The sequence below is a fragment of the Dellaglioa sp. CoH-56-MRSF-10 genome, assembly GCF_056782175.1.
The window spans coordinates 1-332 of the sequence record NZ_JBXAYF010000071.1 but is presented as its reverse complement, the minus strand read 5'-3'; the positions used below and the strand labels follow the sequence as shown (position 1 = coordinate 332).

Below are 332 nucleotides of genomic sequence, written 5' to 3'. Positions count from 1 at the left end.
CAGTTACGCCAGTGGGCAATCGGGTGGTGGTCCATAATGATGTTGCGCCCATTAAACTTGATGTAAGCGCGATGCTCATGCACTTCCCGGAACAAGCCACTGGTCTTGTAGAACTCGATGTGCTTGTCGTCGTGATTGCCCAACACCAGAAACTTGTTCGGCGTCTCGATCTGTTCGATGAGTGCGCCAGTCTTCCATTTGTTGTGGAAGCTTAGGTCACCAAGAAACCAGATGACACCCTTGGGGCCAACATCTTCGTTCAGACGACGAATGATCCACTGATCGTGCTCTTCGATGTTCGAGAAATAGTGGCCTCGCGGCGTGTATTCGAG

At 51.5% G+C, this 332-nt stretch carries 1 protein-coding gene; it reads right to left on the bottom strand.

Annotated elements, in window-relative coordinates; all coding sequences use genetic code 11:
- On the bottom strand, positions 1–332 hold a 332-nt coding region (locus AC1RP4_RS07870), incomplete at both ends, for a metallophosphoesterase (RefSeq protein ID WP_481763252.1).